Genomic DNA, 21,381 nt, shown 5'->3' with positions numbered 1-21,381 from the left:
GTTTAAATTCATCATTGAATATTAGCGCAGTAAAAAATCTGCCATCCAACGAGCGACCTGCTTTGAATCCGTCGCCGCGCCTTCCGCTTGCAGCTCGGCCAACCCCTCATCGGCGACAGCATCAGGAATAACCTCGCCTTTGCGCAGCTGTACCAATGCCGTTTCATAGCTGAGATTAAACTCAGGATGCGCCTGCACGGTAAAAATACGATCACCATACACCAAGCCCGCGTATTGACAGAATTCAGACGTCGCAAAGGTACGGGCATTAGCGGGCTTCTCTATCACTTGATAGCGGTGCATCGCACTGATCGCAAAGTGATCAGCCGGCTCTTTAATAAAGTCGTTATCGCCAACCAACTGATAACGATGCAGGCCGACCCCCCATCCTCCTTGATAGGCATCGACCTTACCACCAAACGCTTCAGCAATAATCTGATGCCCAAAGCAGATACCCACTAGCGGACGATGACAAGCATCGATCTCTAGAATCAGCTTTTTCAGAGCGATCATCCAGTCCCGCTGCTCATCAACGTTATATTTTGAACCCGTAATCACCCAACCATCACACTGCTGAGCATTCTCAGGAAAAACGCCTTCTCGAACATCAAATACACGATATTCGAAATCCACGTCAAGCAACGCAAACAACTGCTCAACCATTCCCGCATAAGAGCCATATTGGCCCAGCAACTCATCAGGCGTAATACCGGCTGCCAAAATACCTATCTTCATCACTCGCTTCCACCTACTACTTATCAACCGAACATCTTCAGCACAATTGATGACTATATCGTCCGCAGAATCTATCAATCGTGCTGAGTCACTCAATATCGATCCACCATGTCTATACGAAAATGTTTAGACACCCTCTTTATGGCTGCTTCTCCAGCATCTTCGCCTGACGGCGCATCTGCCACATCGCCGCCGTCACGCCAATCGCCACAACCGCAATCATTAAGGTGGCCAACGCATTCACTTCTGGCGATACCCCTAAACGAACCTTGGAGAAGATGACCATCGGTAGAGTACTGTTACCCGGACCAGAGACAAAGCTAGCAATCACTAGATCATCCAATGACAATGTAAATGAGAGCAACCATCCCGAGATGATCGCCGGCATAATCAGCGGCAATGTCACCAGAAAAAACAGCGAGGAAGGCTTCGCGCCAAGATCCATCGCCGCTTCTTCCAAGGTTTCATCCATTTGCGACAAACGTGATTGTACAATCACGGCCACATACGCCATACAAAAAGTCACATGAGCAATAATAATCGTACTCGTGCCACGACCCGCCGGCCAACCAAAAGCGCTTTCCATCGCCACAAACAGCAACAGCAGTGAAAGCCCGGTAATCACTTCCGGCATCACCAAGGGGGCGCTAATCCAACCGGATAGCAGCATTTTGCCTCTAGATCGAGTAAAACGACTCAAGACAAAGCCCGCCATCGTCCCCAACACAACCGCCACACTGGCACTGATAAAGGCAATCTTAAAGCTGAGTAAAGCCGCATCGATAATCTGTTCGTTACGAAATAGTTCGCCATACCACTTCAACGACCAACCACCCCAGACAGTGACCAGCTTCGATTTGTTAAAGCTGTATACCACCAGCGCAATCATTGGCGCGTAAAGGAAAATAAACCCCATACTCGCGGTAGTATTTAAAAATAATGACCTGCGCTTCATTAGACGCTCTCCTCTTTACCCTGATTATTGCGGATCAACATGATGGGCAACACCAGTACGATCAACATCACGATGGCAACCGCTGAGGCCATCGGCCAGTCACGATTAAGAAAGAACTCATCCCATAACACCCGCCCAATCATGAGGGTATCTGAACCACCCAACAATGCCGGGATAACAAACTCACCCACCGCAGGGATAAACACCAGCACACAGCCAGCAATAATGCCCGGCACCGCCAATGGCACGGTAATCAAAAAGAAACTCGTCACAGGACGCGCGCCTAAATCTTCAGCCGCTTCCAGTAGCGTCATATCCATCTTTTCGAGGGCGCTATACAGCGGTAAAACCATGAACGGCAGATAGGTATAAACGATACCGATATAAACGGCGAAGTCAGTCTGGAGCATGATCAACGGCTGATCGATAATGCCGGCCCCCATGAGAAATTCATTCACTAAGCCGTTCTTTTTCAGAAACCCCATCCAGGCGTAAACCCGTAATAGAAAGGAGGTCCAAAAAGGCAGTATCACCAGTGACAACAACAGCGCACGAGTTGCAGGCTGACTACGCGCCATCTGATAAGCGATTGGAAAGGCGATCAACAAGGTGAAAAACGTCGAGACGGCCGCAATTTTAACTGAACTCAGGTAGGCATCGAGATAAAACGTGTCTTCAAATAAGAATAAATAGTTACCGAGATTTAACTTGAGGCTGATAAGTGCATCTTCAGCATTCCAATCGAGCAACGCCGTATAGGGCGGTATAGCAATAGCGGTCTCCGAGAGGGAGATTTTAAAGACCACCAAAAAGGGAATAAAGAAGAACACGGCTAACCACAGGGTCGGCACAGAGAAGACTGATACTCGCCCCCAGTTAACGCGTTTAAAAAAATTATACTTTGCCAGGCGTGAACCGGAGCCAGCCAGCCAGGCAGAACCTGTTGGAGTGCTCATGCCGTCAGTACCACGCTGCTATCAAAGTCCCAATAGAGGTAAACCTTATCCTTCCAAGTGAAACGCTCACTACTGGATCGCGACATATTCGGTTGCGTCACGCGGACTTCTTTACCACTCGCTAAACGGACGCGGTAGACTGTTAAGCCCCCCATATAAGCATACTCTTCGACCACACCACAAACGCAGTTTTCCTGCTGCTTTGGCTGCTCCCGACTAATACGCATCTTTTCCGGTCTCACCGCCATATGCACCTTTTGATTCGGCGCACAACTAATGCCATGGTTCACATAAAGCACCGCATCCGCTTCCGCCGAGCGAATCCTCACGAAATCTGATTGCTCTTCTATCACGCGCCCTTCGAACAGGTTAACAGAGCCCACAAACTCAGCAACAAAACGGCTGTTGGGATATTCGTAAACATCATGAGGTTCGGCCGTTTGCACGATCACACCATGATTCATTACACCGATTCGAGTGGCCAACGTCATCGCCTCCTCTTGGTCATGAGTCACTACCACAAAGGTAACGCCTAGCTCTTCCTGTATATTGATCAACTCAAACTGCGTCTCTTCTCGCAGCTTTTTATCTAACGCGCCTAACGGCTCATCCAGCAACAGTAATTTTGGCCGCTTAACCAGTGAACGCGCCAAGGCAACACGCTGCCGCTGACCACCCGATAACTGATGCGGCTTACGCTTACCGAGATGACCCAATTGCACCATATCAAGCATCTGATTAACCCGCTGCTTAACCTCGGCACGACCCAACCCTTCTCGCTTAAGACCAAAAGCAACATTCTCTTCAACCGATAGATGAGGAAACAGGGCATACGACTGAAACATCATATTCACCGGCCGCTTCCAAGGCTGGATACCCGCCATATCCACCCCGTCGATAATAATACGACCGCTGGTTGGCGCTTCAAAACCCGCCAACATCCGCAACAGGGTACTTTTGCCTGAACCTGAGCCACCTAATAAGCAAAATAGTTCGTTTTTATAAATATTCAGCGAGACATTATCGACCGCAGTAAACTCACCAAACTTTTTACTGACATTCTCAATGCGCAGAAAGGGCGTTGCGCCCTCTTGCTTCCATACCGATTGCTCAGAGAGTGACGCCGCTGGCACAGTGTCACTATCACTCAACGTTTCAATCATGCTTGTTGCACTCATAACTACACCCTAGTACTTCTTCATAAACCAAGCCCAAACACAAGCTCAGCGAATTAGTGTTCGAACCTTCGACTAGCACCCACCGTGATCATTTGATGTTGCTAAACCGAAAGTAAGCTAAATAACTTCACAGCTGCATGGCTAACTTAACGACCCGTTTTAATCCCGGTCCAAGTGCGCGTCAATAAGCGATCAAATTTAGCGGCATGAGCATTTTGAGTAAACAGATTAGCTTTAACAGCCTCCGATGGGTAAATACCCGGATTATTCGCTACCTCATCTAACAGCATCGGCTTAGCAGCATTGTTAGCCACTGCATAGTAGGCATAGTTTGAAATGGCGGCGGCACTTTCTCCTTGAAGGATATAATCAATTAACTGATAAGCGGCATCCTTGTGAGGCGCATCTGCAGGTATCGCTAACAGATCAAACCAAACCAAAGTCCCCTCTTTAGGAATAACGTAATCGATATTCACACCCTGACCGGCTTCTTCCGCGCGCCCTTGGGCTTGCAAGACATCGCCGTTATAGCCTAATGCCACACACACATCACCATTCGCTAAATCCGAGATATAGGCGGACGAGGAAAACTTACGATAGTTATCGCGTACCGAGCTTAACAGCGCTTTAGCTTTGGCGAGATCGGCTTTACTCTCTGAATTAGGATCTAAACCTAGATAGTTGAGCGCAATTGAAACCACTTCAGCCGGTGAATCAAGTACGCTAATACCGCAATCCTGTAACTTGGCCGCTAATTCAGGTTTAAAAATCAGATCCAGAGAGTCAATCGGCATATCGCCGAGTCGCTCTTTTACTAAATCAATATTGAAGCCTAAACCAATAGTACCCCACGCATAGGGCACATTGTGTTTATTGTCAGGATCATGACGCGCAATTTTATCCAGCATCACCGTATCAAGGTTGCCATAATTGCTCAATTTAGAGTGATCAATCTCAGCATAAATACCCGCCTGAGCCTGACGTTCAAGGAACGAACCTGTCGGCACAACCACATCATAGCCAGCCCCTCCAGACATCAACTTAGCTTCAAGTACCTCATTGGAATCGTAAACATCGTAATTAACTTTGATGCCGGTTTCTTTAGTGAAATTTTCGAGAATTTCTGGCGCGATGTAGTCAGACCAGTTATAAAAATTTACCACTGACTCTTCTGCAAAAGTCGTCGATGAAACCGTTAGCGCCAATGCAGCCGCAATACCAAGTTTCTTAGGATTCATTATTTCACTCCAATTTAAGCGCTTTAGATTTTCAGCATCCGCTGTGACATAATCCAAGCATTAACTCTTTAAGTGGCCGCGTTACGGCGCTCATCAGAGCCACACTTTTTTGTTGTTATTGTCATGGCCGCCTCCTCTGATCAAGAAAGCAGCTCTCAAGCTTCTCATTACTGTAGCAGTATTTTCTGCCACGCATAAAAATGTACTTCAACCTCCCTGTTGTCTATATACCCCCCAATGGGTATGAACAATCATTCCTTAATAATCAATTATTTACAGCAATCCAAGATAAGATTCATATTCTATATCAGAGATCTGCTCGCTTATTTTTCGCTGTTCTTGTCGCTTCGCAGCCGAGAAAACCCGAACAAACTCCTCGCCTAAGTACTCTTCAAGGACGCGACTCTCAGCAAACAGTTCCGTGGCCACATCCCACTTATTCGGCAATATCAATTCTTGATCGCCTTCAGTATAAGCATCCCCTTCAATCGGTGCCGGCGGCATCAGCTTATTCTCAATACCGTACAGCGCCCCTGCTAACACCGCCGCCAATACAAGGTAAGGGTTAGCGTCAGCGCCCGACACTCGATGTTCGATACGCCGTGCAACACAAGGGCTTTCAGGCACACGGATCGCCACGGTACGGTTTTCATAGCCCCAACTCGCAAAAGTCGGCGCATGAGCACCCGCCATAAAACGGCGATACGAATTTAAGTGCGGCGCAAAAATGAGCATACTGTCAGACATCGTATGCATCAGACCGGCGACTGCATTTTTAAGCATGTCAGTCCCTTCGTCGCCACCATTATCAAATATATTATTGCCCGCCTCGTCTAGCAGACTGAAATGCACATGGAAACCATTACCGCTCTTGTCGGTATAAGGCTTGGCCATGAAAGTTGATGAATAACCATGCTTACGTGAGATCCCTTTGATCAAGCGCTTAAACATGATGGCTTGATCACCCGCTAACAGCGGATCATTCACATGTATCAAATTAATCTCGAACTGACCCGGACCCAACTCAGAGATAATCGTATCCGCTGGCACACCCTGTATTTCGCACACCTCGCGCACTTCAGCAAAAAAGGCTGATAAACCATCCATTTCATCAATCGAGTAGCAATCCGTTTCGCTCAAACGACGACCATGTCCTTCAGATAAGATCGGTGGCCGGGGACGCTGCGTCTCTTCAGACTGCCCATCCATCAAATAGAATTCCAGCTCAGTCGCCATCACCGGCGTTAAACCAAGCGCTTTAAAACGTTTAACCACACCGGCCAACACCTGCCGCGGATCACAGCCAAACGGCGTACCATCAGGGTTAAACATCGTTGCCAGAATTTGATCGCGTGGCTCTTCAGCCCAAGGCACCGGAATAGCACTTTCACCCACCGGCATACAGATACCATCCATATCGCCGGTTTCAAACACTAAACCATTATCGAGAACATCATCACCCCAGAAATCAAAGCCTAACACCGAGCGAGGCAGCTTAACGCCTTCCTCAAACACTTTAGTGGCAGCGCTCGCAGGCAACCGCTTACCCCGCAAGTTACCGTTTAGGTCGGCTATAAACAGATCAAACTCTTTATCTTTTTCATTATTAAACATATGTAAGATTCTCTCTCGAAACCTTTAACCTCTGAATCAAAGGTCGTATCAGTGCTGCATAAAAAGCCAAACCGACTGATTATGTACTCCATACAGAGCGACAACGCAGCGTTGCAATCGGATGATTGCGTTTTATCTTTTGTGATCACAAACAATATATCAATGTGATCACATTTTTTTATAGCGGTCAATATCGACTTCTGTTAAAAGAGTCGTGTAACCTATTTAGTGATCTCATTAAAACAAGAGAACCTGTTTAGAGGTTCCCGACAGAAATAAGGCCAGAACCTGTTTTGATTATGGACAAGAAATCTCCGATTAAGATTACCTTAACTGAGCGCAATGACGCTGTAACTATCACTCAGTGGGTATACCAGACACTACGCGATGCCGTTATGTATGGTGAGATCCTGCCAGGCAGAGCGCTCACCATCCGCGAACTCGCCGGCATCATGGATGTCAGCCCCATGCCGGTGCGTGAAGCCTTGCGGCAACTGGCGGCGGAAAATGCCCTCGAAATTCAAGGTAATCGCCGGGTCATGGTGCCCAATATGACGGCCATGAAATTCAACGAACTGTGTGAGGCACGTATCGCCATTGAATCCCATGCCGCCGCCCGTGCACTCCCCTATATTGACAGCGACCTTCTCGATCAACTGCGTACCCTAGACAACCTAATTGACGCGGCACAAGAGGCCGGCAACCTCGAACAGATCAGCCTGCTCAATCAGAATTTTCACCGCGCGCTCTACACAGCCAACCCTCATCAAGTCACTCTTCCTCTGATCGAAAGCCTCTGGCTGCAACTCGGCCCCTTTATGCGCCTAGCCACTAACGAATTAGATGAACACTACCTCGTTGACCGACACAATGAAGCTATGGCCGCGATCGAGAAAAAAGATGCCTATGCTTTACAGGTCGCCATCTCTGCGGATATCCGCGAGGGCATCGCCTTTGCAGGCACCCCTGAAATGCTTCACGCATTCATTGAAAATGCAGGGCATTAAACCCGCTTTGACACTATCAATGCATAAATAGCCCGCGAATAGCCCCTCGCGCACAGACAGTTTTATCGCATGAACATTTTTTAATTGACTTTGTATTTTTGTGATCACAAAATAGTGATCACAAAATTGATTCGCACCATCATTGTGAATCGTATAAATATTTTAATCACCGGCATTACCTGTTGCTTAACAGGTAACGGATACGGAGAGAATCGATGCTCGATAATATTAATAACTCATCCATCACTGCAGATGTGCAGGCTCTCGATGCTGATCATCATATGCATCCTTTTACCAACACTGGCGCACTGAATAAAAAAGGCGCACGCGTTATCAGCCATGCCGATGGTGTCTACCTGTGGGATAGCGAAGGCAATAAGATTCTCGACGGCATGGCAGGGTTATGGTGTGTCAACATGGGCTATGGGCGTACTGAACTGATTGAAGCGGCCAACGAACAGATGCAGCAGCTGCCCTATTACAACACTTTCTTTCAGACCACTCATGCACCGGTCGCCCAACTCGCTAAAGAGATTGCCAGCGTTACGCCTGGTGATCTCAATCACATCTTCTTTGCCAATTCAGGTTCTGAAGCGATCGATACAATTATACGTATGGTGCGTCAATACTGGTCGATACAGGGCAAGTCCTACCGTAATATTATTATTGCCCGCGAGAATGCCTATCACGGTAGCACCATCGGCGGCACCAGCCTCGGCGGCATGAGCGGCATGCACAACCAAGGCGGCCCACTGGTACCAAACATAGCTCGTATCCGTCAGCCTTACTGGTATGGCGAAGCCGGTGATATGACCGAAAAGGAGTTTGGCATCGCTTGTGCCAACGCCTTAGAAGCGAAAATTCTCGAAGTCGGCCCTGATAATGTCGCCGCCTTTGTGGGTGAACCCATTCAAGGGGCTGGCGGTGTCATTGTGCCACCCGCTAACTACTGGAGTGAAATTCAAAAGATCTGTACCAAGTACGATATTTTGTTGGTTGCCGATGAAGTCATCTGTGGTTTTGGCCGCACCGGCAGTTGGTTCGGCTGTGAAACCTTAGGCTTTATGCCTGATATTATGTCGATGGCGAAAGGACTGTCGTCTGGTTATCTACCAATTGCCGCCGTCGCCGTTGGTGACCGCATATCCAACGCCTTTATCGAACACGATGATGACTTTAACCACGGTTTTACCTACTCTGGCCATCCGGTGGCTGCGGCTGTTGCGATTGCGAACATCCAACTGATGAAAAAAGACAATATCATCGATTATGTTGCTAAGGATATTGGCCCTTACTTCCAGCAAAAGCTGCGGGAAGCCATTGGCGAGCATCCACTGGTTGGCCATATCGAAGGGGTTGGCCTTGTGGCGGGTATCGCATTGGTAAAAGATAAAGCCACCAAGGAAGTATATAGTGATGATCTCGATATCGGCATGATTTGCCGTGAGCACTGCTTTAGCAATGGTCTTATTATGCGCGCTGTCGGTAACCGTATGGTGCTCTCACCACCGCTGATCATCAGCCATGCCGAAGTCGATGAGCTGTGCGATAAGATACGCCTATGCTTTGACTTAACACTTAAATCGGTGAGCTAAGCGGCAACTGATCGAGTGAGCCCATGCACCACCATGGGCCGTTAAACTTCTGATATCTGGCGGCCAAGCAGTGCCTATAAGCGGTATGAGTCTTCCCTTTCACGCAGCGGTTACTTATGCCGCCAGGTCTATTTACTTAACTTAACTATCACTCCATAAGGCAAGACATGCAAAGTTCCCGAGCAACACATACAGCTAGCGATAGCTGGCAAAAAGAGCTTGCTGCGCTAATCGATACGACGCGCTTACCCAGCTTCGGCGGCATGCTGGAAAAATTTCTCGCCACGCAGTGCCATTTCGATACCATGCTGCTCGTCACCTTCAAAAAGTCACTTAAACCGATCATTATTCACCCGACCGATCCCGCTCAACAGAGCCTGACACTGCACAACTACCTCAATCGAGCCTATATACTCGACCCACTGTTTAATGCGATTCAAAACGGTCATCTCGGTGAAGGTGTCAGCCGACTCACCGATATCGCTCCCGATAGCTTTGAAACGACCGAGTATTATCAAAGCTGCTACAAGGAGTTTGATCTCATTGATGAGATCAACATGGTGATCGAACTCGCCCCCAAAGTTAGCTGTACCCTCTCTCTAGGACGTCGAACCAATCGAGGCACGATTACACGTGCAGAACTCACCCGCCTCAACGACATTTATCCTGTCATTAAATCCATTGTGCGACAATTTTGGCTGTCACAATCACAAGAATTCGTCAAATATGAAAAATCTGAAGGCGCCATGAATCAGGCGATCGGTACCTTTGGTAGCGGTGTACTGACGCCGCGAGAGCAACAGATCGCCGGTCTGATTCTGCAGGGCCATTCATCGAAAGCCATCGCTAACCATCTCAACATCAGCCTAGGCACCGTCAAAGTGCATCGTAAAAACATCCATACACGGCTCAACACATCGACTCAATCCGATATTTTTACGCTGTTTCTTGCCCATCTAAAAGCACTCGACCCTGCCGCCAACTTTTAAACTTAGCACTCGATATCAATAGGCCAAAAGCACAATAAAAAGGGCAACTCCAGTGCTGCCCTATTGCTTCTTCACAACCGTGTATCAACAGCGCCGCTACCAATAACCGAGTACTTTCCACCACAGACCGCCAACAACACCCCAAACAATCAAGTTAACAATACTCATAATAAAGCCCATCACCCACCAGTTTTCCATCGATACATAACCAGAGCCAAAAATAATCGGTGAAGTACCCGTGGCATAATGGGTTAATGACATCATCAATGAAGAAGCACCGGCCAACAATAAACCCAAGTATAAGGGTGGCGCACCCAAAGCTAAGCCCGCGGCATAAAAAGCGGCAAACATCGCGGTGATATGTGCGGTTGTACTGGCAAAAAAGTAGTGCGCATAAAAATACACGATGACCAGAATGATAGTAGAGACAATCCAATCGAGTCCCAACTGAGCAATGTTGGTCTCAATCACACTCGAGAACCACGTAACTAAGCCTAATTTATTCAAAAAAGTGGCCATCATCACCAACGCCGAAAACCAAACAACCGTATCCCACGCCGACTTCTCTTTCAGCACATCTTCCCAGCTTAAGACGCGACTAACCAATAAAATAGACAAGCCTAAAAACGCCACCGCGGTCGTGTTAACCGCATAATCAGCACCTAATATCATGGCAGGCACACCCGCCCATAAAAATAGCAGCAGCGCAAATACGCTGATCATAACCTTCTCACCGTAGGACATAGGCCCCATTTCCATCAGCTTAGACTGAGCATAGGTTCTAGCATCGGGTGTGCTTTTGATTTCAGGTGGATAAACGAAATACACCACCAACGGCACCAGCGCGATACACACCAACCCAGGCAACAACGCCGCCAGCGCCCAAGTGCCCCAGGTGATACTGATATTCGCCCCCGTCGCGTCAGCAATCAGCTTAACGATTAAAGGATTCGGCGCGGTCGCAGTAATAAACATCGCCGAGGTAATCGGGTTGATATGGTAATTCACCAACGCCAAGTAATGGCCAATTTTGCGCGACGTTCCCGCTTCTGGCGATGAACCAAAACTGCTAGCGATAGACTTCATAATAGGATGAATAATACCACCACCTCGGGCCGTATTACTGGGAGTCACCGGCGCAATAACCAACTCGGATAGCGCCAGCGCATAGCCAATACCCACGGTTTTGCGACCAAATAAAGCGATGAAAAGATAACCTATACGACTGCCTAAGCCGGTTTTAGCCAAACCTCGGGAGATAATAATCGCCACACCAATCAACCAGATTAATGAATTCGAAAAGCCACTTAGAGCATCCTTAATCGCCCCAGAAGGGCTATCATTCGTTACGCCCGTGATGGCGACTGAGGTGATTGCCAACATAGCAATTGCACCAATAGGCATGGCTTTACCGATAATAGCAACCACCGTACCCACAAATAGAGCCAGTAACTGCCATGCATTTACAGACACCCCTTGTGGAGGCGAAACCACAAACCAAAGCAATAGAATGATGGCAATAGCGATCAGCCCAGGAATAACTCGAATTTCAGCGCCTTTCATTACAACTTCCTTACAATTAAAAAAACATCACGACATCAAAACGACCTCAACTTCATCATAACTGATAATAAGCATCAAGCTAATGACATCGAGCAGTTTTAAGCGCACTAACCTAAAACATTGTTACACTTGAAAAATATCAATAGAGCCCTCTCAATACTCGCTCAAGTCACGAGCTTTACATAACTATCACGATCCATATCGATCACCTCAACGGTGATAGAGCAAGCGGTTAAATTTAACCCACAGAGCTCTTCTAGCACCAGCAGCGACAATTTTTGTTTATCCGCTTCTTCTCGGCCTGATAGGATCTTCAATACCACATGAATAAAATCACTCGACGTATTACCCGTTTGATAAACGCGGTAGGCTTGCGCTCTCACTTTAATATCACGGCCATCAGCAGCAAATAGATTTGAATTCAAAGCCCCCTGAAACACCAATGGCAACAAATCCTCGCCATTTAATGAGGCAGAGTGCTCAACAATACAATGTGGCATATCCACTCCTAGTTATTACAACACCTCAATAGCCGCAGAGGATTGCGCCTACCTACCGGTATCGCTGGTTAATGTTAAAGCGCGATCGATTCCATCGGCGTGGCTAACATCACCCTATGGCGCGTTTCGCTCTGAAGGGCTGGTTTTGAAACTTTCGAGTATTTGATGCGGGTCAACGGCCTCTCGATGCACCGCTGCTGCCTGAGCCCACCAACCTAATTGCAACCAAGTACGATCGAAATAATCAAACCAAGCCGCCTGATCTTCTCCCGCTTGCACTGAGCCATCGGCTAAAAAAACCGTTTGCGCTTTCGCCACATGAATCATGGCCGACACCGGTAAACAACCTAATTCAGACAGGAACGTTCGCATGCCAACAGCCGCCCGCATACCACCCCATTGACCAGCAGAATAGGTCACGATAGCACTTGGTTTATAAGCAAACAGCGAGCTAGCAAAGTGATTTAATAAGTTAGCCAACGCCGGACTCATCGAATGATTATATTCAGGGCTAATCATGATAAAGCCATCAGCCGCCTCTATTTTCGCAGCCAATGCATTCAGCGCCGCGGGTGCTTTATGCTTTGCATACGCAAAGTGCGGCTTAAACACGCTGTCCAATGGATAATCCAACGCATCCACCAGTTCTATCTCATGCTCCGCATGACGATCCATCAGGCAGGCGAGACAAGCTTTAGCAACCCGCAACCCCAGGCGTGCAGGCCGAGGCGGTGTACTATCACGTACCGAACCTAGAAAAACCAGATACTTCATCGATATAACTCCATTGAGGTGAAATAGCTCAGCGCTAAGACTGATCAGATAAGATCAGTAGACTGACAATACGATAAGCCTAGCAATGCATCTAACTACCTATTAAATGATAGGCTAAATGAGGTTGATTATAGGCTATCCGACGGGCTTATTCGATTCAGCAATGCTGTTTAAGTGATGCGATGAAGTAATCAAAGCAGGCTTCGCTATACCCATGAAAACATGGCGCATCATAGCCGAGGAATGAGAGAAATCAGGTAGGGCTGTCAACGACGCGACGGAGACGCCATTGAATCAAACAGCAAGCGCGAGAGTACGCTAACAATGAGGCGAGTGCATACGCGACAGCCTGAAGATGCCGCGTATGCCATCGAGTGAATCGGCGATTATTACTGAGCCGTATACCCCCCATCAATCACCACCGCTTGACCGGTAATGCCACGACCGCGACCACTGGCGAGAAATAAGCAGTAGTCGGCCACTTCACGAGGTTCTAACAAACGCTTCTGAGGCACCAACGGATAGATAACCTCTTCTAACACTTTTTCCAACGGCACATTGCGCGACTTAGCCAGATCATTTAACTGACCCCGCACCATCTCGGTATTCACATAGCCTGGGCACAACGCATTAACGGTAATGCCATGCTCAGCCCCCTCTAAAGCCGCTACCTTGGTTAGACCGATGACGCCATGTTTTGCTGAGTTATAACCCGCCTTACCGGCAAACCCCACCAACCCATTAATAGAAGCGAGATTGATGATACGCCCCCCCTTCTGCTGCTTCATTACGGGGAAAATGTGTTTGATGATTAAGAAGGGTGCTACCAGCATGATATCTAACAATTTACGATAGCTATCGGAGGGGAAATCCTCTATCGGCGCAACATACTGCACGCCGGCATTATTGATTAAAACATCTAAGCCACCAAATTGCTCAATCACTTGATCAACGGCGCTATGCAAGGCGGCCTCATCGGTGACATCACAGGCCACGCCAAATCGATCAGGGCCAACCCCGCCAAGACGATCCAGTGCCTCGGCTAATCCTTGCTGATCATAGTCGAGAATGGCCACACGATCACCCTCCTCTAAAAACGCGCTCGCAACCTCAAAGCCAATTCCTTTAGCTGCTCCAGTAATAAGTACTCGCTTTCCAGCCATTTTCTTCACCTTTTTTAATACAGTATATTCACGTTCATAATAGACCCGGTAGCCAAAGAATAATGGCTGGAAAAACGATACAGAGTATGAGGCCCGTCACCTGTAACAGTACGTAAGGAATGATCGATCGATAAATCGTGGTTATTTTAACACTGCCATCGGTAACACCTTTTAAGTAAAACAGAGCATACCCAAAGGGCGGCGTTAAAAAGCTAGTCTGTAAGTTAATCGCCATCAGAATCGCAAACCACACTAAGGTGGCCTGAGATGACATACCAAAATCGAGCAAGCTGATCACCGGTAATAACAACGGCAAAACAACATAACTAATCTCTATCCATTCTAAGAAAAACCCGAGCACAAAAATCATTAGCATGATCGATAACAGCAAGCCATAAGGCCCCAAGCCGATTGAATCGACAAAATCCATGATCAAGTAGTCGCCGCCCAACTTTTTGAAAATGAGACTGAAGGTCGTTGCCGCAACGACAATAAAGACAATCATCGCGGTACTTTTAGCGGTGTCATAACAAACGTCCCGCAAGGTGACGTAATCCAACTTCCGCCCGAACAGCGCCAAGATGATAGCCCCCAAGGCACCGATTGCTGCCGCTTCTGTTGGGGTTGCAATACCACTCATGATAGAACCTAGTACAGCAACCATCAAAAACACTGGCCCTACGAGATCTCTCAACAACGCAATGGGTAACGGGGTTGTATCCACCTCTAAGCTATCCGAGTCGGCCAGCGGCATCCAGTTAGGCTTAAGCCAACCGGTTATCAGTATAAAGGCAATATACAGCACGCCGAGCATCAACCCAGGGATCAAGGCCGCCTTAAACAGATCGCCGACCGATACCTGCATGATAGAGCCCATGAGCACCAGCATAATCGAAGGCGGGATGAGAATGCCCAAGGTCCCCGAAGCCGCCACCACACCCAAGGCCATCTCTTCCTTGTAGTTTTGCTTCAGCATCACCGGCAGCGCTAACATGCCCAGCATAACAACGGAAGCACCGACGATGCCGGTACTTGCCGCCATGACCACCCCTAATAACGCAACCGAGATGGCGAGCCCCCCACGCACTTGACCAAACAGCCTTTGCAACGTCAGCAATAGACGGCTGGCAACACCTGACTTTTCGAGCATCAAACCCATAAAAACGAAAAGTGGAATAGCAATATACAACCAGTTTTCAACCACGCCACCAAAAATACGCGACCCCATCATACCGAGATACGGCAGCGGAACATCGGCGATGAGAGAAAAGATGATACTCAGACCACCCAGTACAAAGGCAACCGGATAACCGGTAAATATACCGATTAACAAACAGACCACCATGAGTATAGGCAGCATGTATTCAATGAACATGGAAAGGCTCCTTGGTTGCTCGTGTAGGATCCAAGACGATTGAAAGACTATAGAAAACTCGGCCCAGTGCATTTAAAGCCATAAAAGCCAAGGCAACCGATAACGCGCCTTTAATGATGTACCGGTCCGTTAAACCTCCAAAATTTGACTGCTCTCCAGAATTAAAGCTCATCATCACTTGTGGCCAGTAAAGGTAGGCAACCATAAGACAGAAAGGAATTAATAAAAACAGATGACCCAGCACATCCACTAGGTGCTGAACTCGAGGGGAAAAACGATGATATAACAGGTCAACCCTTACATGAGAGTTGGTATGTAGCGCGTAGGTTGATGAAAAAAGGACTAGAATCCCATAAAGGTACCACTGTAACTCGGTCGCTGAGTTGATGGTGAAAGCATTTTTAAACAGAAACACCTCACTCTCCCAACGCAACAGCTCATTCATACCCAACACATTCATGATGATTGTTGTCATGACCGCGGCGATGACAGCCAGCACCAGCCAGCTCGTCAACCGTCCCACCCAAACTCCCACCCCGATAAGGGGTTGAGAGATTTGATGTAGGACCGCCGCCACTTTTACGTGTGCGGCGTATTTCATTATTTTAGCTCCTGTAATTCGTACCAACCATCAATCAATTTGGCATGCGCCATCAATGATTCATAAGCCTCTTTAAAGCTTGGATTATTGATCATCTCTTCAGCGAGGACTTCATTCCAAGCACCTTCAAGCTCCGCTAATGTTGCATCATTGAAGCGTCGAACTTCGAAGCCTTCTTTCTTTTCCAGACGCGCAATCGCACGCATCTGCTCGGGTGGCGACGAGGTCATAGACCAGGCTAATGTAGACTGACAAGCCGTTTGGAATTGCTGCTGTTGCTGCTCACTATACTTAGCCCACACATCTTTATTGATGATCAGAGAGAACCAACTTGCAGACTGATGCCAGCCCGGGAAGTAGTAGTATTTAGTAATGTCATTAAAGCCCATTACTTCATCGACCTGCGGTACGGAAAATTCTGCACCATCGATACGACCACGTTCCAGTGCGAGGAATATTTCACCACCGGGCACTAACTGAGTCGAAGCGCCAAACTTGTTAAGCACTCGCGCACCTAACCCAGAGATACGGAAGCGTAGACCATCAAAATCGCTGGCGGAGTTAATCTCTTTGTTATAAAAGCCGCCGGTTTCTTGAGGTGAGACGAAGCAAGGCAAAACCTTAATATTGTAATCATCATAAGCCGCCTGAACGTATTTAGTACCGTCACCCGCCCACATCCACGAAGCAAAGGCCTCAGGGGTTGGACCAAACGGCAGTGCGCCATACAAGTTCAGTAGAGGAATGGTACCGGCCCAATAGCCCATCCAATCCCAGCCAGCATCGATGGCACCGGTGGATACCGCATTAAATACTTCAAAAGCCGGCACCAGATCACCCGGCTCATGGACGCGAAAGTTTATTTTTCCGTCAGAAGCGACCTTAATCTGCTTGCCCATATACTGAGCACCGGCACCTAAGAAATTGTTAGTCGCAAAGGTACTCGCCACATCAATACGCTTTGGGCCATCAGCGAAGGAGGTTGTCGATAGCGCGATAGTCGCAGCCGCTATTGCAGCAACGAATGGTTTTTTAATCATGATATCAATCCTAATTTTTATGATTATTCTAGGAATTGCTAACCCCTGTAGATGGGTAGCCGAGTAGCTAAAGCAACACCTAAGCCAAAAAAATAAAATCAATACAAATCAATAACTTAAAAGAAACCTCTATCATCTAGACTGAATCGTCCTAGCCGAAAAAGCTCGATAACGTCCTATTTTCCGGAATTAATAAGCGAACCAAGCTACAGCCCACCAAACACAGGCGTCCGAAAAACAGGAATGATTCCTAAAAACAGGAAATAATGAGGGTTACACCTTATTTGGATCACACAGCGTGGTGATTACAACCGCTTATCAAGCCGAGAACAGCCAACACCGCCGCTACTAAATCGCTCCCTCAAGGCTGCCCTAGCAGGCCATGAGACGCTATGACAGAGATAAACAATGAGGCGTCATGGAGTGACGAGATTAATGCATGAGATCAACGCTGAGCAGCCCAACTCAAGAGAATTTATCATTCAAGAGAGGCTTGAATGCCATGCTTAACTAACAGCCTCAATCTAACAGGCTTAGCTCACTAGGCTTCGCCACTGATCGCAGGCTAAACAAGATTAATTAGTAAATGATTCGCTGGCTAACTGATAGCGAACTAATTTGTCATAAATCGTTGTTTTACCTATCCCCAGCAGCTTAGCTGCCTGCTGTCGATTACCTTTACACGCCACCAACATCTGTTCAAGAATCTCTTTTTCGGCCAATGCTAAACGCTGCTTTAAGGTACCTTGATCGAAGCGAGTATCGGTTATCTCGATCCCTTCCGTTAAAGCAGCGGGTAATGCCTGTAATGAAATTTTATAGCCTTGACTAAGATAGAAGGCCGACTCAATAGCGTTTTCCATTTCACGTACATTACCGGGCCAAGCATATTCCAACATCCGCGTTAATGCATCGACCGTCAATTTAGGTGCGCGTCGTCCCGTACGGTTGGCTAAGCGAGTCAGAAAATGCTCCGCCAGTGCCGGAATATCTTCACGCCGATCTCTCAGAGGCGGCAGCGCGACGGAGACCACATTGATACGATAATATAAATCTTCACGAAACGCGTTAGATTCGACCCGCTTTTCTAATGGCTGATGTGTCGCCGTCACTAGACGCACATCGATTTTAACTAAGCGATTAGAACCGACCGCCTCGACTTCACGATCTTGCAATACCCGCAGTAACTTGGCTTGCATACTCAACGGCATATCCCCGATCTCATCGAGAAACAGCGTGCCTTTATCCGCTAATTGAAATTTTCCCTGCTTACCACCACGCTTAGCCCCAGTAAAAGCCCCCTCTGCATAACCAAATAGCTCCGATTCCAATAGATGTTCAGGAATAGCGGCACAGTTAATCTTAATGAAGGGGCCTTTGGAGCGTTCCGATAATAAGTGCAAGGCATGCGCATATAGCTCTTTACCGGTACCGGACTCTCCCCGAATCAACACAGAGGCATCGCCGCCCGCCACTTTTTTGATTTTTTCATTTACATTTTGAATCGCCGGGCTTCGTCCGATCAAATCATTAAGGTGATAATGAGCACCGGTTTGCTCTTTATTGAGGGCTCGACGGTAGTAATCTAAATCGGATACTAACGCCTTGATTTGCGTATTTATTTGTTGCCACTGATGCGTATCGTGATAGAGCACAAAGCCAATGGCACCGACGATGTTACCCGCTTGACGAATAGGATAGCGGTTAGCAATCATATGCCGTCCGCGTATCTCCTGTAATCTCGAAAGTTCTTCTTCACCACTTTCAAGCACACGATGCATACGCGTATTCTCAATCACATCGACGACGTAACGCCCATAAGCGTCTTCCCGCTTAAGACCAAGGAAGTGCGCATAAGGTTGATTAATAAATTGAATATTCGCCGCATGATCAACCACGACAACCCACTCATCTAACGCATCTAACGCTAGATTTAAACTGTTAAGGTCTCTGTTTAGCAGCATATTCATCAATTTAGCTCATTCAAAAATAAGAAGACTTAGCCACAGACGCACGCTTAAACAGCGTGAGTATCGGCATATCACGATTGCGCTCTACGGAGTGATAGCGAAATAACAGAGGGTTAAGTACTCGCTCCGATTATGATTAAAATCGGTCGAGTATTGAAGCCTTCACACCCGCGCTGTTCACCGTTTGACCACTGACGGCCCGGCAAATCAAACGATAATTCTAACCTACTCAAAAAAAGAAAACCTAGCATATTCAACGAAACAGTCCACATACTGCAAAAAGTTAATCTCTTAATGACTCATCATTGGCAATTAAAAAGACCAATAACGACATCAAAACCCAAAAAGGCCGATGCGTTAACATCGGCCCTTGTGAATTAAATTGCAGCTAACCATAAACTGATCAATGACACGTCATTACGCTTCAGACTGCTCGTTATAAGCGGATCAAAACATTCTTAATATCGGTGTATTTTTCTAACGCATGTAGTGACTTATCACGTCCATTACCCGAGGCCTTAACGCCACCAAATGGCACTGTAGAATCGCCCTCTCCCCAGGTGTTCACCCACACCATGCCGCTCTCGATTTTACGACTAACGCGATGAGCGCGGGACAGATTTTGTGTCCACACGGCCGCACCTAGGCCATAGACAGAATCATTCGCCAATGCGATCGCTTGTTCCTCTGAGTCAAACTCACAGACCGCTAACACCGGTCCAAAGATCTCCTCTTTAACAAAGGTCATATCGTTGTGAGCACCATCGACAATGGTCGGCTTAGCAAAGAATCCTTGACCCTCTTGATAGTCAGGCACGCCCCCCATAATAATCTGACCGCCCTCTTCTTGAGCGGAACGAATATAACGCGCTACCGTTGCCAACTGAGTGCCATCGACCATGGGTCCCATCGTGGTGGCTGGGTCAAGCGGATCACCCGGCTGAAACTGACTCGCCGCTTCCACCAAGGCCGCGACAAACTCATCTTTAATGCTTTTATCGACATACAAACGAGAACAGGCGATACACACCTCACCCTGATTACAGAAGATCGCTGCTGCCGAGGCCGCTGCTGCGGCTTTAATATCCGCATCGGCAAACACCAAGTTCGGCGATTTACCGCCGGCTTCCAACCACACTCGCTTCATATTGGATTCACCGGCATAACCCATCAACATACCCGCCACGTGGGTAGAGCCCGTAAATGCCAAAACATTAACATCCATATGTAACGCCAAGGCTTTACCTGCGGTATGACCAAAGCCCGGCAACACATTCAAAACACCCGCAGGAATGCCCGCTTCAACGGCCAGTTCTGCTAGACGCAGGGCACTTAACGGGGACTTCTCCGATGGTTTGAGTACCACCGAATTACCGGCGGCTAAGGCGGGTGCTATCTTCCAGCTCACCATCAATAGTGGATAGTTCCAAGGCGTGATAGCACCCACGACTCCCACTGGCTGATGATGAATCATGGCTAACGTATCATGACCTGTTGGCGCGATCTCACCATAGACTTTATCAATGCTTTCGGCTGTCCAACGAATACAATCAATCGCATCAGGCACATCAATATTCACCATCTCCGAGATCGACTTCCCCATATCTAAGGTGTCGAGTAAGGCAAACTCATCCTGATGCTGCTCAATCAGGTCGGCCCAGCGCAACATCGCTTGTTTACGCTCTCGCGGGTGCAGTTCAGACCAAGCGCCGCGACGAAACACGTCACGAGCGGCCTTCACGGCGAGATTTACATCGGCTTCATCACAACTCGCCACATTGACCAGCACGTTTTCAGTTGCCGGGTTAATACAGGGAAATGTTTCACCACTGACGGCAGACTGAAACTGACCATCAATATAAGCCTGATGATGCAATGTCAACGTTTTACTCAGCGCTTGCCATTCCGAATAGCTTTTCATTGGTTTTGTTCTCCACACTCTCTGTTCACGACAGCCGTCAACACGTCACTCTGTTATCGCCGGACGTTTATCCCGGCTCAGTTTTCAGGCTCTCAATCAGTACAAGCCCAACCTTTACTCAGCGCACAATGGTTTAAACAGCAACTTAATTCCAATCGATAAGAAGATGTATTAGCCGGTTAAACACAGCGCCTAAACTTAATATCC

General features: G+C 47.7%; 18 protein-coding genes. 3 read left to right on the top strand and 15 right to left on the bottom strand.

The genetic code is table 11. The features are described 5' to 3' along the window. Window positions 1-21 precede the first annotated feature (21 nt). The 6 genes from Q4488_RS08295 to Q4488_RS08270 all read right to left on the bottom strand — a co-directional run bounded on the left by Q4488_RS08295 (window position 22) and on the right by Q4488_RS08270 (window position 6,676). A complete protein-coding gene (locus Q4488_RS08295) occupies window positions 22-735 on the bottom strand; it encodes a glutamine amidotransferase (RefSeq protein ID WP_303580010.1) in 714 nt (237 codons plus the stop codon). Window positions 736-874: 139 nt separating this feature from the next. Continuing rightward, window positions 875-1,690, bottom strand: coding sequence for an ABC transporter permease subunit (locus tag Q4488_RS08290; RefSeq protein WP_303580009.1), 816 nt, complete (start codon window positions 1,688-1,690; stop codon window positions 875-877). Continuing rightward, complete coding sequence (locus tag Q4488_RS08285; RefSeq protein WP_303580008.1) at window positions 1,690-2,646, bottom strand: ABC transporter permease subunit; 957 nt, start codon at window positions 2,644-2,646, stop codon at window positions 1,690-1,692. The genes Q4488_RS08290 and Q4488_RS08285 overlap by 1 nt, the downstream gene beginning before the upstream one ends. Then, the gene (gene potA, locus Q4488_RS08280) at window positions 2,643-3,824 is read right to left on the bottom strand and encodes an ABC transporter ATP-binding protein (RefSeq protein WP_303580007.1); all 1,182 of its coding nucleotides are present in this window, start codon (window positions 3,822-3,824) and stop codon (window positions 2,643-2,645) included. Before potA ends, Q4488_RS08285 begins: the two co-directional genes overlap by 4 nt. 146 nt (window positions 3,825-3,970) lie before the next feature. Then, complete coding sequence (locus tag Q4488_RS08275; protein ID WP_303580006.1) at window positions 3,971-5,062, bottom strand: polyamine ABC transporter substrate-binding protein; 1,092 nt, start codon at window positions 5,060-5,062, stop codon at window positions 3,971-3,973. 273 nt (window positions 5,063-5,335) lie between these two features. Continuing rightward, a complete protein-coding gene (locus Q4488_RS08270) occupies window positions 5,336-6,676 on the bottom strand; it encodes a glutamine synthetase family protein (RefSeq protein WP_303580005.1) in 1,341 nt (446 codons plus the stop codon). 299 nt (window positions 6,677-6,975) lie between these two features. On the opposite strand from Q4488_RS08270, the gene Q4488_RS08265 reads away from it, so the two are divergent. The 3 genes from Q4488_RS08265 to Q4488_RS08255 all read left to right on the top strand — a co-directional run bounded on the left by Q4488_RS08265 (window position 6,976) and on the right by Q4488_RS08255 (window position 10,267). Beyond that, a complete protein-coding gene (locus Q4488_RS08265) occupies window positions 6,976-7,683 on the top strand; it encodes a GntR family transcriptional regulator (protein WP_303580004.1) in 708 nt (235 codons plus the stop codon). Window positions 7,684-7,898: 215 nt separating this feature from the next. Next, the gene (locus Q4488_RS08260; RefSeq protein ID WP_303580003.1) at window positions 7,899-9,278 is read left to right on the top strand and encodes an aspartate aminotransferase family protein; all 1,380 of its coding nucleotides are present in this window, start codon (window positions 7,899-7,901) and stop codon (window positions 9,276-9,278) included. A gap of 167 nt (window positions 9,279-9,445) precedes the next feature. Next, complete coding sequence (locus tag Q4488_RS08255; protein ID WP_303580002.1) at window positions 9,446-10,267, top strand: LuxR C-terminal-related transcriptional regulator; 822 nt, start codon at window positions 9,446-9,448, stop codon at window positions 10,265-10,267. A gap of 96 nt (window positions 10,268-10,363) precedes the next feature. On the opposite strand, the gene Q4488_RS08250 is transcribed toward Q4488_RS08255, so the two are convergent. From Q4488_RS08250 to Q4488_RS08210, 9 genes are all read right to left on the bottom strand, one after another. Then, window positions 10,364-11,830, bottom strand: a complete 1,467-nt coding sequence (locus tag Q4488_RS08250; RefSeq protein WP_303580001.1) for a DASS family sodium-coupled anion symporter — start codon at window positions 11,828-11,830, stop codon at window positions 10,364-10,366. Between the two features lie 164 nt (window positions 11,831-11,994). Next, window positions 11,995-12,330, bottom strand: coding sequence for a 5-carboxymethyl-2-hydroxymuconate Delta-isomerase (locus Q4488_RS08245; RefSeq protein ID WP_303580000.1), 336 nt, complete (start codon window positions 12,328-12,330; stop codon window positions 11,995-11,997). A gap of 114 nt (window positions 12,331-12,444) precedes the next feature. Then, window positions 12,445-13,104, bottom strand: coding sequence for an NADPH-dependent FMN reductase (locus tag Q4488_RS08240; RefSeq protein ID WP_303579999.1), 660 nt, complete (start codon window positions 13,102-13,104; stop codon window positions 12,445-12,447). 389 nt (window positions 13,105-13,493) lie between these two features. Beyond that, window positions 13,494-14,267: a 3-hydroxybutyrate dehydrogenase gene (locus Q4488_RS08235; protein WP_303579998.1), complete on the bottom strand. Its 774-nt coding sequence runs from the start codon at window positions 14,265-14,267 to the stop codon at window positions 13,494-13,496. A gap of 34 nt (window positions 14,268-14,301) precedes the next feature. Then, window positions 14,302-15,642 carry a TRAP transporter large permease subunit gene (locus tag Q4488_RS08230; RefSeq protein WP_303579997.1) on the bottom strand — a complete coding sequence of 447 codons (1,341 nt, stop codon included), beginning with the start codon at window positions 15,640-15,642 and terminating at the stop codon, window positions 14,302-14,304. After that, window positions 15,632-16,243: a TRAP transporter small permease subunit gene (locus tag Q4488_RS08225; RefSeq protein ID WP_303579996.1), complete on the bottom strand. Its 612-nt coding sequence runs from the start codon at window positions 16,241-16,243 to the stop codon at window positions 15,632-15,634. Before Q4488_RS08225 ends, Q4488_RS08230 begins: the two co-directional genes overlap by 11 nt. Further along, window positions 16,243-17,283 (bottom strand): TRAP transporter substrate-binding protein, encoded by a 1,041-nt coding sequence (locus tag Q4488_RS08220; protein ID WP_303579995.1) that lies wholly within the window; start codon window positions 17,281-17,283, stop codon window positions 16,243-16,245. Before Q4488_RS08220 ends, Q4488_RS08225 begins: the two co-directional genes overlap by 1 nt. Before the next feature lie 575 nt (window positions 17,284-17,858). Further along, entirely contained in the window at window positions 17,859-19,253 is a 1,395-nt protein-coding gene (locus tag Q4488_RS08215; RefSeq protein ID WP_303579994.1) for a sigma-54-dependent Fis family transcriptional regulator, read from the bottom strand. Window positions 19,254-19,689: 436 nt separating this feature from the next. Then, window positions 19,690-21,174 carry an aldehyde dehydrogenase gene (locus Q4488_RS08210; RefSeq protein WP_303579993.1) on the bottom strand — a complete coding sequence of 495 codons (1,485 nt, stop codon included), beginning with the start codon at window positions 21,172-21,174 and terminating at the stop codon, window positions 19,690-19,692. Window positions 21,175-21,381: the final 207 nt, after the last annotated feature.

Source organism: Amphritea sp. 1_MG-2023, from assembly GCF_030547545.1.
Lineage (GTDB): Bacteria > Pseudomonadota > Gammaproteobacteria > Pseudomonadales > Balneatricaceae > Amphritea.
Note: the sequence above shows the minus strand (reverse complement) of the source record. Positions and strands in the feature narration are given on the sequence as shown.

Excerpts from the sequence above, each read along its gene's own strand:
- Q4488_RS08235 (WP_303579998.1), bottom strand. The coding sequence starts at position 14,267 with ATGGCTGGAAAGCGAGTACTTATTACTGGAGCAGCTAAAGGAATTGGC.
- Q4488_RS08295 (WP_303580010.1), bottom strand. The coding sequence starts at position 735 with ATGAAGATAGGTATTTTGGCAGCCGGTATTACGCCTGATGAGTTGCTG.
- Q4488_RS08270 (WP_303580005.1), bottom strand. The coding sequence starts at position 6,676 with ATGTTTAATAATGAAAAAGATAAAGAGTTTGATCTGTTTATAGCCGAC.
- Q4488_RS08250 (WP_303580001.1), bottom strand. The coding sequence starts at position 11,830 with ATGAAAGGCGCTGAAATTCGAGTTATTCCTGGGCTGATCGCTATTGCC.
- Q4488_RS08260 (WP_303580003.1), top strand. The coding sequence starts at position 7,899 with ATGCTCGATAATATTAATAACTCATCCATCACTGCAGATGTGCAGGCT.
- Q4488_RS08230 (WP_303579997.1), bottom strand. The coding sequence starts at position 15,642 with ATGTTCATTGAATACATGCTGCCTATACTCATGGTGGTCTGTTTGTTA.
- Q4488_RS08255 (WP_303580002.1), top strand. The coding sequence starts at position 9,446 with ATGCAAAGTTCCCGAGCAACACATACAGCTAGCGATAGCTGGCAAAAA.
- Q4488_RS08265 (WP_303580004.1), top strand. The coding sequence starts at position 6,976 with ATGGACAAGAAATCTCCGATTAAGATTACCTTAACTGAGCGCAATGAC.
- Q4488_RS08285 (WP_303580008.1), bottom strand. The coding sequence starts at position 2,646 with ATGAGCACTCCAACAGGTTCTGCCTGGCTGGCTGGCTCCGGTTCACGC.
- potA (WP_303580007.1), bottom strand. The coding sequence starts at position 3,824 with ATGAGTGCAACAAGCATGATTGAAACGTTGAGTGATAGTGACACTGTG.
- Q4488_RS08275 (WP_303580006.1), bottom strand. The coding sequence starts at position 5,062 with ATGAATCCTAAGAAACTTGGTATTGCGGCTGCATTGGCGCTAACGGTT.
- Q4488_RS08220 (WP_303579995.1), bottom strand. The coding sequence starts at position 17,283 with ATGATTAAAAAACCATTCGTTGCTGCAATAGCGGCTGCGACTATCGCG.
- Q4488_RS08245 (WP_303580000.1), bottom strand. The coding sequence starts at position 12,330 with ATGCCACATTGTATTGTTGAGCACTCTGCCTCATTAAATGGCGAGGAT.
- Q4488_RS08240 (WP_303579999.1), bottom strand. The coding sequence starts at position 13,104 with ATGAAGTATCTGGTTTTTCTAGGTTCGGTACGTGATAGTACACCGCCT.
- Q4488_RS08225 (WP_303579996.1), bottom strand. The coding sequence starts at position 16,243 with ATGAAATACGCCGCACACGTAAAAGTGGCGGCGGTCCTACATCAAATC.
- Q4488_RS08210 (WP_303579993.1), bottom strand. The coding sequence starts at position 21,174 with ATGAAAAGCTATTCGGAATGGCAAGCGCTGAGTAAAACGTTGACATTG.
- Q4488_RS08215 (WP_303579994.1), bottom strand. The coding sequence starts at position 19,253 with ATGAATATGCTGCTAAACAGAGACCTTAACAGTTTAAATCTAGCGTTA.
- Q4488_RS08290 (WP_303580009.1), bottom strand. The coding sequence starts at position 1,690 with ATGAAGCGCAGGTCATTATTTTTAAATACTACCGCGAGTATGGGGTTT.